At 47.7% G+C, this 12903-nt stretch carries 8 protein-coding genes; 1 reads left to right on the top strand and 7 read right to left on the bottom strand.

What is annotated here, in order from left to right:
• Positions 1 to 2: 2 nt before the first annotated feature.
• From BLS14_RS16785 to BLS14_RS16755, 7 genes are all read right to left on the bottom strand, one after another.
• Entirely contained in the window at positions 3 to 2636 is a 2634-nt protein-coding gene (locus BLS14_RS16785; protein ID WP_090953029.1) for a transglutaminase domain-containing protein, read from the bottom strand.
• A 7-nt stretch (positions 2637 to 2643) separates the two neighbouring features.
• Positions 2644 to 3666, bottom strand: a complete 1023-nt coding sequence (locus tag BLS14_RS16780) for a carbohydrate-binding family 9-like protein (RefSeq protein ID WP_090953028.1) — start codon at positions 3664 to 3666, stop codon at positions 2644 to 2646.
• 63 nt (positions 3667 to 3729) lie between these two features.
• Positions 3730 to 5016 (bottom strand): alpha-L-fucosidase, encoded by a 1287-nt coding sequence (locus tag BLS14_RS16775; protein WP_090953027.1) that lies wholly within the window; start codon positions 5014 to 5016, stop codon positions 3730 to 3732.
• A gap of 33 nt (positions 5017 to 5049) precedes the next feature.
• Positions 5050 to 6645, bottom strand: a complete 1596-nt coding sequence (locus BLS14_RS16770) for an extracellular solute-binding protein (protein WP_064640230.1) — start codon at positions 6643 to 6645, stop codon at positions 5050 to 5052.
• 42 nt (positions 6646 to 6687) lie between these two features.
• On the bottom strand, positions 6688 to 7596 hold the full coding sequence (locus tag BLS14_RS16765) for a carbohydrate ABC transporter permease (protein WP_063564587.1): 909 nt from the start codon (positions 7594 to 7596) through the stop codon (positions 6688 to 6690).
• Positions 7597 to 7612: 16 nt separating this feature from the next.
• Complete coding sequence (locus BLS14_RS16760; protein ID WP_063564588.1) at positions 7613 to 8584, bottom strand: ABC transporter permease; 972 nt, start codon at positions 8582 to 8584, stop codon at positions 7613 to 7615.
• Between the two features lie 1197 nt (positions 8585 to 9781).
• Positions 9782 to 10705, bottom strand: a complete 924-nt coding sequence (locus BLS14_RS16755) for an S-layer homology domain-containing protein (protein ID WP_063564589.1) — start codon at positions 10703 to 10705, stop codon at positions 9782 to 9784.
• 359 nt (positions 10706 to 11064) lie between these two features.
• Between BLS14_RS16755 and BLS14_RS16750 the strand changes: the two genes are divergently transcribed.
• The gene (locus BLS14_RS16750) at positions 11065 to 12807 is read left to right on the top strand and encodes an ABC transporter ATP-binding protein (protein ID WP_090894077.1); all 1743 of its coding nucleotides are present in this window, start codon (positions 11065 to 11067) and stop codon (positions 12805 to 12807) included.
• Positions 12808 to 12903 lie beyond the last annotated feature (96 nt).

The raw sequence follows: 12903 nt of genomic DNA, 5'->3' as shown, positions 1-12903 counted from the left end.
TTTCACTCCGATCCATTCAATGATTGAGATATCGCAGCAGCAATCTGCAGAGCTTCCTTGCCTGTACCAATCTTGTACCCTGAGGCCGAGTATCGGACTTGATCCTGATTATCCAACACGAACAGATGCGGATAGCCCGCTTCGTGAGCGGCAGGTTTCGAAATGAAACCAGACAAGGCCGCATAGCTTGAATCCCGTACAAAAATCGTACGTACCGGCAGCTTCGGATAAGCCCCAGAGTCAACGGAGGCGTTCCATTCTGTATCTCCGATCACCAGCACGATTGGCACGCCCAGCTTATCCAACGGCTCTGCCAGCTCACACAGCTCACGAATCAGATGTTTGGTCGGTTCACGTTCTGGTTCAATCCAAGCAGCAATGGCCCCCTCAGCTCCCAAAAGATCCTTCAGTACCACCTCTGAACCATCCAGACGAGTCAGCTCATTGCCGGTTGCCAGTTTGCCCAGCACAGGGATGTCTACCACCGTCTCGCGATAAGTCAGTGCTACCTCTGTGGTGTCTCCGGCGCGAACGGTGCAGTAGATGAAGCGGACTCTTACCGTTCCATCTTTCAGACGGATACCGGTCGTTAAGCGATAAGCTCCCGGTTCAACCTCAAATGGATCGCTATAAACATCGGTGTGACCATATGGATAAATCAGCGTTTTGTACACACCATCCTCCAGACGGGCCAACGAGAAATTCTCCGCATAGGATGCTGACGGCGCATCCTCCCGAGCCTCTGAATCCTTGAGAAGTTGCAGCATTCCCCAGCTTGAGCTCTCCTGATTTCGAGAAGAAGTTAGACTGAACACCGCATCCTCCCAGCCTTTGTCACTAAGATACTGCGGTTTCTGCTCGCTCGGATGCAATCGGGCCGGAATGCCCAAACTGCGGCACACCGCGACAAACAGAATATCGAGCGACTGTGGATCTCCTTTCATCAGGCTGTAAGTACCTACAGGGTTTCCCTTACCTTTCAGGTTAGGAAGATCCTCATAATACGAATAGCTCTGTTCCAGCTCGCATACAAGCTTCGAAGGATCTTCCCTGAACGCCGCTGCTTCTTCCTCGGAATAAGCATTCTGGAATACGGATCGATAAGGCACCATCATTTCATAGGAGACTCTTGGGCACAGGATGTACTTCACAAACGTCTCTTCTGCCCATTGTCCACGCTGCGAGAGTGAACCTATAAGATGATCGTCCAGTGTCGGCCGAAAAGTGTCGATCAAATCTTTTTTGTTCATCGACTCCAGCAACTGTAGTGGCCACTCGCCAAATTCACCGGAACGCCCCTCTAGGAAAGCAGCGATTTCGCGGCTGTTGCCCCGTGCCTTCTGTAGAATATCCCGTACGCGCTCCGGAGGCAGTCCAGTTGTATGAGCCAATGCAAATGCATCTTCCTCACTCAGGAATGTATCCTCATATCCACTCCGAATCTTCGTACCTTCTTCCAGGCGGCGGTTGTGATTCAGGATCTTCTCTTCTGGTAACGAAGCCACTACTTCTCCCTCCCCTTCCGGAGGAGGAACCATATCAAAATCCAAGATCCCTGATGGCTGCTCTAACGAATTCAACACGAGCTCAACATGAGCGACTTCCTGAGCTTTGAATAGAATTTCACCCCACTTGCCACCACTAACCGCACGAATCACTAGGTCGCCATGACCTGTCTTAAAGGAAGCTTCTCCTTGTGCGTCCGTCTTGATTTCGGCGATCGGATAAAATTCAGCACTATTGTATACCTCAAAGCGGACACTCGCTTCAGACACGGGCGCACCCTGCTCATTTATCACCTTCACGCAGATGGTATGCGCTGGCGCATAGTTCTCCAGTAAATTGATCTCCGTATATCCCTTCTCGGAGAGTGTTATATCCTCCGGTCCCGGATAGTCGGCAAATATTCTCGTATTAATCAGCATGGCCCTGCGGGCTGGTGGACTGAACCACCCTTGATTCAATCCGGCTTCCGGTTCGCATGCCCCAATGTAATACCATTGGCCGTCCGCCCAGGCTTCTACCCAAGCATGATTGCTGTCACAGTGAGCCCAGCGTGGTGTGTAGACCTGACGGGCAGGTATGCCGATGCTACGAAGAGCGGCTACCGCCAGCGTGGATTCTTCTCCACAGCGGCCGCGGGCATTTCGAATCATCGTCAGTGGCGATATCGTTCGCAGATCACTGCCAATATAAGTCGCTTTTTCATGACACCAGTAATTGGTCTCTAAAATGGCATCCGCCATGGATAACTTCGCTGTCCGGTCGGCCAACTCGTCAAAGATAATGCCACGGAAATCTTCAATATTCTCTGTATTGATTCGATAGGGAAGCACAAAATGCAGAAACAGATGATCTGGTACGCGCTCCCCCCAAGGCACACGCTTGCGAATGTCCAGTGCCCGACGCACATGACTGAGGAACAGTTCCCCATCATAATCAGCCAGGTCGTTCACTGGCATGTAGGCATACACATATTTCAAAGCCCATGCCTCTTCTTCAGTTAATGGCTGCTGAAACACATGAAACAGTTTATCTTTGCAGGTATCTGCAAAGTTTAACTTCTCCTGGAACTTCTGCTCGATCCGCTCCAAGGACTGTGCATCCATTGAGAACACCAAGGTTTGGCTGGTCATCGCTATCTCACTCCTTCCACAGCTTTCCGTCTTCCCGAATACAGATTAAGGTAGTGCCATCCGAGGAAGGCGTACTAATCTGGAATAGGCTACGGGTCGTTTCAATTACAGGCTGGCAAATCAACGATTCCTCACCCATAAGTAACTTCACATCTTGTGTAAATTCACCATGGGCTTCAAAATAATTGCGTTCACGGTAATAGAGTCTGCGAAGCTCCCATTTAATTCGTTCATCTTCTGGCAGCTCAAAGGGCTGATCCGTTCCGTCATCCGAAAATACGACATATCCCCATAGCTCCGGATAATGCATGTTGATAATACCCATGGGCGACCAGACCCAGTTGTCCTCCGGATAAGGTTTGCCTGTATCCGGATTCAGCACTTTGCGGTACTCACCATCCTGCACCTCAGTCTGCCATTCCACCCGTGAGAAGTTGACACGCCAGAACTCACCCGGTGCTGGCGGACGGTTACCTTCGGCACATTCCTTTAGGCTGGTCCAGGGAATCGCGACCTCGACGCTCCATTTTCGGTTATCGGCGCCAGGTGTGTTCAGCTCCCCATCGATATGTACGGCTGTCTTAAGACCGCTGATATCCCAACCGTTGACCGGAGGTCCACCATCCCGATATGGCTTCACCAATAACAGGTCCCATACTGTATTCAGCGCATTGATCTCGAACTCATAATATTGATGGGTATCCCCGTCGGGATCGATAAAAATCTCAAAATCATTGTCATAGAAAATAACAGAATCCCGCTCGGTCAACGTAGCCCATATCTGATCTTCAATAAGTTCGGCAGCAAAGTAGAAATAGTCGTCATCCCACAGCATTTTTACCCGAGTCTGTTTTCCGGGTTTCGGACGAAGATCCCCTTCGATATCAACGAAATTCTCCGTCCAATCGGCCGCACCCCAGAACGCCTTATCTACGCAGCCGTCCAGCATCAGCGGTTCCTGCGCACGCTTGCATATATAATGTTTGGGAGCATACTCAATCTTCGGCTCAGGTACTTCACTTTGGTTCATATCGCTCTCTCTCCGCTTCATGAGGGAAGGCATGCCTCTATAGGTGCATGCCCTCCCGTAATGTTAGTTATGAGTAACAACGGCCCCTGAACCGCCGTACATTTCCAGTTCCTCGTCGAATTCGAGCTTAAGAACCGTCACCTGCTCATGTGTATCCTCCGGAGTCATTTTGATCCACGTTGTCCCCGGGATATTGAACCAAGGCACGCCCCCATGAATCTCATGGTTAAGTTCTTTGCCCGAATGCAGCACAGTAATCTTCTTGATCTTATTGCATAGTCCCTTGATGCATACATTCTCTTTTGGATCGTCATAAACAAACAGATACAATGCCTTTCTATCCTCGGATACGGTGCTTCCCCCCAGATAATAGCGAGGCATAATACCTTCACCCGTTCCGAAGACGGCCTCTTCATGGGTTCGGATCCAGTCTCCCAGCCCAAGCAGAATATCCTCCTGCCTCTTATCAATGGTGCCATCCTCGCGTGGACCGATATCCAGCAGCATATTGCCCCCCATTGAAATACAATCACAGAACATCCGAATGATCTGATTTAACGATTTGTATTTATGGTCTGTTGGCACATAGCCCCATGATGTGTTGATCGTGGTGCAGAACTCCCATGGTCCCTCTGGTCTTGTAATCGGAATACCTTGCTCTGGCGTTTTATAATCCCCATAACCTTGAAGGCGGGAGTTGATGATGACATCCGGGTTAAAAGATTGCAGGTAATGCTTGAACTCCGGCAGATTCCACTGCTCGGCGCTCCGCTCCCAGTCCCCATCGAACCACAGCAGATCCACCTTTCCGTAATTCGTCATGATCTCTTGCAGCTGTTGGTTATTGAACTCAAGGAATTTCTCCCATTTCTCCTGATCCTGAACACCATCTACAGGACTTGTATGCCGATTGACATTGCTGAGATCCTCTGGTACCTTTCCACCTTCAAACACGCTAGGATAATCCGGGTGCGACCAATCAATCAGCGAAAAGTACATCCCTAGATGTATGCCTTTCTCCCGAATTGCTTCCGCATATTCCCTCACGAGATCCCGATTCGCTGGTGTCTGTTTAACGACATTGAGGTCACTATACTGCGTATCCCACAGAGCAACACCATCATGATGCTTCGTTGTCAGCACGGCGTATCGGGCTCCGGATTTCTCAATCAAGTCCGCCCACTTCTCCGCATTAAACTTCGATGCCGTAAAGCCGTCCAGCTGCTTCATGTACTCTTCGTAAGAGATCCTTCCATTATAGAAGGACCACGATTCCGAAACCCCGTCGACAGCATAGATGCCATAGTGGATGAATATTCCCAGCTTGGCCTCTTCAAACCATTTCTGCATCCTTGTTCACACCTCTTTCTGGAGTCCTTGTTCTTATTGGCCTGTGTTCCAGCGATCGTAGGCCCCTTGATACAGTTCAACGATACGGTCGCTGCCCATTTTTTTGATCTGCGCAATATACTTATCCCAGTTCTCAAGCGGCTCTTGGCCTGTTACGAACTTCGCTTCCATCTGCTTGACGTACGTATCTAGATCAGATAATAAAGCGGTCGCTTCGCTTTGCTCTTCATTTGTTAAATAAACGTTAGGGAATGGAGATTTTCCGATAGGTACCAACTTCTCTTGATTCTGCTGGTCAAGCCATTCATCAAATTCGGTGCGAAGACCTTTCGCTATATCCGGATCATTAATACCCGGTGTCAAAATGCCATAGTTCGGCGTGATTTTACCGCGATATTCCTCACGATCCCCGCCGCCAGGAACAGGCAGCCACTCTTTTACGAGATTTTCCTTGTCTTTGAATTTCCACAACAGACCTTCAGGACCTTGATTGAACAGGGTCGCCCCATCATAGCTGTACATATAATCGATCCAACGCATAGTTGCCTCAGGGGATGGGTTGCTACTAGTAATAGCAAAGGTACCACGTGCCGATATGCCTGGGTGTTTACCGTATACAGGTGAGTCTGCGATCTCACTCTTCACGGGTGTCATCAGCGGATGTTTTGTGCTAGGCTCGCCGCCGAGTGTGAAGTATGGATGGTAGTCATTGAACAGCGCAAGCTTGTTGCTTTCGCCTTTTGCTTTTTTCTGATCGCCGGTTTGGGAGAAGGTCTCATGATCCAGCAAATCTTCTTTCCACAAGCGGTTCATGAACGTCAGATAACCTTTGTAGCCTTCTTCTTGGTAAGGATAGTGAACTTTTCCGTCCTTATCCGCATAGATTCCTTCGTTGTACATTCCCCAGAATCCGAAGAAGTACATACGGAGATCATCCAGTTTTACAGAAGTAAGCGGAATTTCATCTTGTTGTCCGTTGCCGTTAGGGTCTTCTTCCTTAACACGCTTCAGGTACGTATATAATTCTTCCGTAGTCTTAGGTTCCTCTACATTAAGTGCTTTTAGGAATTCCCCGTTATACCACATCGGGCCTCTGTACCATACGGCAGCTGTATCAATAAATGGCAGTGCATACATATGTCCGTCAGGCGTTGTAAATGATTTGCGAACATCCGGGTTTTCGTCGAGAATCTTCTTAATATTGGGGGCGTAGCCCTCATCAATGTATTTTTCCAGTGGGATCAGAATGCCTTGAGTTCCATAAGTAACCTGCTCAGCTGGCTTGAGATCCGCAGCATAGAACATATCCGGTAAATCGCCGCTTGCGAATACCAGGTTCTTCTTTGTTTCAAAGCTGTCGATCGGCGAAAGCTGGTACTCCAGCTTGATGCCTGACAATTTCTCCATCTCTTGCAGGACTGGCATCGTGTTCCAGTCGGCAACGCCCGCATCCTGGGACATGACCTTTAACGTAAGTGGTTTGTCCACAATCGGGAATCCTTCTTTTTTGACCCCTTCGACATTTGAAGTCGCAGAACCTCCATCTTCATTGGAACCACAAGCTGCAAGCAATGCTGCGGATAGGGTAAGGCAGAGTACAATGGATGAAGCCTTGCGAAGCTTTTTCATGACGACAACTCCCCTTTTTTTAGTGTGGATTATGGTTTAAGATCATCCCTTGACGGAACCGATCATAACACCCTGTACAAAGTAACGCTGAAGGAATGGATAAATCGCAATCACAGGTAAGGTTGAAACAATAATGACGGCATATTTGACCAACGCAGCAATTTCCGCTTTGGAATTCATCGCCGTTGCTGAAGAGGTATCGATAGCTCCACCGCCCTGTGCTGCCATCTCCTGAAGTACCAGGATTTGGCGAAGAAAGAGCTGCAGCGGATACTTCGAGGAATCATTTAAATAGATCATGGCACTGAAATAGCTGTTCCAGTGTCCGACTCCGTAGAAGAGCGCCATCACGGCAATGATCGGCATGGAGAGCGGAAGCACAATCCGGATGAACAACCGGGTGTTGGTACACCCGTCGATATGGGCCGCCTCCTGCAGCTCCTTGGGAATGGTCGATTGGAAAAACGTACGGCATACGATAATATTCCAGATAGATGCAGCTCCTGGCAGAATAAGCGCCCACATGCTGTTCACCATACCAAGATCCTTAATCAGCAGGTAGCTCGGGACAAGCCCTCCACTGAAAAACATCGTTACCATAAACATCGCCATGAAGAATCCGCGTCCCACAAAATCAGAGCGACTGAGCGCGTAGGCTGCCGGAAGAGTGACCATCAGGTTGACGAGTGTACCTACGACGGTATAGATGATCGTATTTTTGTACCCAATCCAGATGTTGGTGTTCTCAAATACGCGAGCATATCCTTCAAACGTAATTCCTTTGGGTAGCAGCCACATCTCACCGGAGCTTACAAATTTGGGATCGCTGATTGAGGCGCTAATGATGTATAACAGCGGGTAAAGCACAATGACGAGCGCTATCGTCAGATAGATGTAGTTGCACCATAAGAACACTTTATCGCTTCTGCTTTCCTTAACCGCGGTTGACATGTGTTTTCCCCTCCTTTTACCACAAACTGTTTTCACTGGTGCGACGTGCAATTTGGTTCACCGTAATCAGCAGAATCGCATTAACTACCGAGTTGAACAATCCTACAGCTGTGGAGAAACTGTACTGTGCATCGACCAGACCGGACCGATAGACAAATGTCGAGATGACATCGGACGAACCCATGTTCAACGGATTTTGCAGCAGCAAGATTTTCTCGAATCCGACGCCCAAAATACTGCCCATATTCAGAATTAACAAAATGGTGATCGTAGGGATGATCGCTGGAATGTTAATATGCAGAATCCGCTTAAACCGACTCGCACCATCCACCACGGCAGCTTCATGCAGTTGAGGGTCCACACCCGAGAGAGCTGCGAGGTATATAATGGTACCCCAGCCTGCACTCTGCCAGACACCTGAGAGTACGTACACCGTCTTGAACCACGCAGGGTCCGTCAGAAATTGAGGGGCCTGAAATCCAAGAGCCTCTACCAAATTGACAATCATGCCTGACGAAGGTGACAAGAAGGTAATGATCATACCCGACATGACTACGACCGAAATAAAATGTGGTGCATACGTGACCGTCTGTACGGTACGTTTGAAGAAGGAGTCCTTTACTTCATTGAAGGCTAACGCCAGAATGATCGGCAGCGGAAAACCTATAGCAAGCTCATACAAGCTGATACTGAGGGTATTCCATAACAAATCCCAGAAATAATACGAATTAAAGAACCGGATAAAATGATCGAAACCAACCCACGGGCTTCCTGTAACACCAAGCGTCGGGATAAAGTTTTTGAATGCGATTTGTATGCCGTACATCGGCCCGTAATGAAAAATCAGAAAGTATAGAAATGCTGGCGCGATAAACAGATACAACTCCCAGTTTCGAATCATCCTTCTCCATAATTTATTTTTCTTGCGGTTCGGAATCGTGTACACCGATAGGTTTTGCGACAAGGCGGACTTCCCTTCTGGCTGCATCAGTTGTTTCCTCCTTTTCTAAATGAAAATCCGTCCGTTTTGTAAGAAGAGCGAAACACTCCTGTTCAAATGTAAGGAATGAGTCCCGGACCACATTTCTATCATGCGAGGCCCTTGTTTCCCTCGCGAATTGGTAACGCTTACATACTGAGTTTATGGATCATTTCCGAATTCGTAAATATGCTATTTCGATCTTCACTCTTAAAAACACGGAAAGTACTGTTAAAACAGGGGTTTACGCTTTTGGTTCCAGCTTGTCATTGTCATTTTGGAGACATAAAACATGTGGAATTTGACCCATTTCCCTCTTGAAGTTGTCGTTTGGAGTAGCTTCGCATGAACTTGAGAGATGTCCGATCTGAATGAAAGTTGAGAAACAGACCTTAAAGTCAAAACCCACATATGTTTAGGAAAGAGCTATTCCATGTGTAGGTCGCATTCTGGATTCACATCGGTCATACAGGTCGCAAGATCTTAGTATCCATAGCGCATTACCATCTTGAATGTAATAGAAGTTCCTCTTCATTGCTACTGCGTTTCGACCTCCTCCTCATGTATTTGACCTTCTAATGTCTTTCGGTCTACTTTTGTAATGGGTGAGGCGCACCTTTTCTCTCTTGATGCTTAGGAAAAGTAATAAGGATAGATTTAATTCAACCATATAAATGTAATATTTTCTATCACACATTTACCACCTGCATCAAGCTCCCTTATGGCTTGGCTTTATTCTATGAGTTTCTTCCCGTCTCCGTAAATATGTCGTTTTCACCCTTGGCTACAAGGCACATAAACGCAGATAAACACTGGGTATATCCAGTCATATATGTTGAATTTGCACATGACATGGAGATATTGAATGAATGATAATTTCCGGATCAGGCCAGAAAAATAGCCGCTCCGTTAACACGAAGCGGCTTTATCACCTCAATAGATATTGATTTACATCTTATAAACGACAATTTTAATGTTATTTAACATAACATTAATTACCTTAATTTCACTTTTTAAATTACTTACGAGTCACAAAATATAACATATAATAAATAGAATCAATACTTTTCAGTCGGACTAATCAAGATTCGAACTGAAAGACGGCCGCTCTCCCTACGCAAGCTTTTTCATATCGATCGTCGGTTTCAGAGAAAAAACAAAAAAACGTGCTCCGATCAAGGATCGAAGCACGCTGGCAAGGCTTGATTACTTTCCAGAAGGCTGTGCTTCTGCAGTGTATCCTGTTGGAATGTCTGTCTCTGCGGTTACATCGGTAATAACCATTGGATACATCATGTCCGGGTCAGGTTGGATAATCGTATACAGCACGATGGCACGTCCATCCTTCTCCAGTTTCACATCTTCAATCTTCAATCCATAACCAGGATGAGGCATTTGCGCGGTCAGTTTGACTTTTACCGTCTTGTCATCCACTTTGGTTGATGTCACGGTAGGCACAATCCCTTGTTGGCCTTCGCCTGGATTCGTTGGAGTCGGTTCTGTCGATCCGCCATTGCCGTGCTTATCTACAAATTCAAGTGCATTGAAGATCATGCTTGCAGCCTCCATACGGGTAAGCGACTGATCTGGACGGAAGTTTCCGTCCTTATCCAGTTCAATGATGTCCATGTTCAGCAGGTTCTGGACCGCAGATTTGGCGTCCTTACCGATTTTATTTTCGTCCTTAATATCATTATACAGCATGATCACCGGATATTCTCCGGTTGTGTTAATCCCTTCAAGGAGCAAAATGGCAAACTGCTCACGCGTCATTTTGGCCTGTGGATTCAACTCCACCGGAATGGACAAACCATTCTGTGTTGCAGCCTGAACCGCATCGGCGTACCAAGTCGTTGGACTAATTTTATTTTGTGCCGAAGCGGCAGCGTATTCATTTTTGAGACCAAAAGCGTTCACAATCAGTTGAACACCCTGTGGCTCGGACAATGCGAGATCCGGACGAAATAGATCCGCCGTTACTCCATTAACAACACCCTTGGAATGTAACGAGTCCACAATCGTTTTTTGTCCTTCATCTTTTACATCCGAAAATGCAAGTACCGATGCACCTCCTGCCGTCAAAGACACGCAGAGCGCAAGCGTTGCAGCCAATCCTTTTTTATGTTTCATTTCTTGGCACCTCCATATTTAGTAAACCCAATTTTTGACCTCTTCAATCCTACAGACGGCAGCCCCCCCTGAAATGTTTCAGTAAAATCGACATCTGGTGAATAAATGATGGAAATACTGCATATATCCCTTACCCTACGGGCGCCGATCTGCTTTCTTTCCATTATGCTTGCTTGCTTCGTTGACATCCTTACCGTTTAGCGCAAAAATAAGAATAGAGAATTCTAGCGAATAACGGATAAACTGCAAACCGGATCGCATAAAGTAAGAGGGCACGACGCGCTATTATCAGGTGTCGGCCCTTTTCTTGACTCCGATTCCAAACCGACTCTCACCCTGAACAAAGGAGAACAAATCTTATGTCCAAGAAAGGATTACTACGAGGCTATGTCATTGCCAACTGGCCCGTATATCTGTTCGCTGTACTACTGATTATTGCCTCCAATGTGGGTCAGGCGTCCTTACCCCGAATTCTGGGCAGTTTCACGGATCAACTCATGCAGAACACACTTCAGATGAATACGGTCATCCGGTACAGTCTTTCGCTTTTGGCTATTGCCATCGCTTATAATCTGTTATTCGGTACCGGACAATTCATGATCATGAAGCTTGGACGCCGCTTCGAATTCATGACACGCGAGCGCATTTTCGGCAAGTTTTCCGAACTTAGCGAGTACTATTTTTCCAAACAGGGAAATGGGAAACTGCTCAGTTACGTCATGAATGATGTTACCTCTGTACGTGAAGCCATCTCCAACGGCGTCACCATGATGACCAATGCAACATTTCTATTATTATCTTGCATCGTGATGATGCTGCTCAGCGGAATCCCGATGAAACTTATTCTGATCAGTATTGTGCCTTTGCTGGCCATTCCCTTTCTGGTCGTTTTTTTCGGTCCGCGAATTCGCAAGCGCTCTCGTGATGTGCAGGATGCTCTTGCAACGATGACGGAATCCGCAGAGGAACAGCTCGGTGGTATTCGTGTAACCAAAACATTTGCCATTGAAGACAGCGCCCGTGAACGATTTGGGTTCACAGTAGATGCAATCAAAAGTAAACAGCTGCGGCTTGTTCGTCTGTCCTCTCTATTTCAGGCCTTGCTACCGCTACTGGGTGCCATTTCATTGGTTGTCTCCCTGCTTGTCGGCGGAATTTTGACGATGCAAAATTCCATTACACTCGGAAGTTTTGTCGCATTGACGTTATATTTGCGGATCATCATGGGACCGCTTCAACAAATCGGTAATGTGATCAATACTATGCAGCGTTCTGGAGCATCACTTGAGCGGGTAAATGATCTGTTGACGGAAGTGCCTGACGTGCGCGAGCTTCCCAATGCGACAAGTCTCCAAGCCGTGAACGACATTACGATTGAGAATCTGTCTTTCTCTTATCCCGGCAGTTCATCCGCTGCGCTCAAAAATATCAGTCTGAATATCCAGGCAGGACGAACCGTGGGTATTGTGGGTAAAACAGGTTCTGGTAAAAGTACCTTTGTGAAGCTATTGCTGCGTACATATGAGCCGCCTGAAGGCACAATCCGCATTAACGGCACCGACATTCGGCAGCTGTCGCTGGAAAGTCTGCGATCCCGTATTGCCTACGTACCGCAGGATGGATTCCTGTTCAGTACAACCATTCGGGACAACATCGCTTTTAGTGACCGCGAGGTTCCGCTGGACACCGTAGAGCACAGCGCACGACAAGCGATGATATACGAGAACATTATCCGGTTCCCGGATCGGTTCGATACCCTGCTGGGCGAACGTGGACTCACGTTGTCTGGCGGTCAGCGTCAGCGCACCAGTCTGGCGAGGGGTTTGATCAAAAAAGCGCAGGTACTCATTTTGGATGACAGTATGAGTGCTGTGGATGCCGTCACCGAAAGTGGCATTCTGCACAGCCTGCGTGAGATTGGTAAAGGCAAAACAACGCTGATTATCTCCCACCGGATCAGTGCAGTCCGGCATGCCGACGAAATTATCGTTCTGGATGAAGGCCGAATCGCTGAACAGGGAACACATGCAGGGCTGATGGCCGCAAAAGGGTTATATGCTGCAACCTATCGTTTGCAGGAGGAGGGATTACATCATGACTGACCGTAACGCTGAAGTTCGTTCAGATGCGGGAGCACAAGCACCGTCAGGCCATGGGTCCGGTTCCGATGCAGGCGCAGACCAGAGTAAGCGGACTTC

Origin of the sequence: Paenibacillus sp. OK060 (assembly GCF_900101205.1) — a bacterium.
Lineage (GTDB): Bacteria > Bacillota > Bacilli > Paenibacillales > Paenibacillaceae > Paenibacillus > Paenibacillus marchantiae.
The sequence above is the reverse complement of the archived record's forward strand: the minus strand, read 5'-3'. Positions and strand labels throughout refer to the sequence as shown.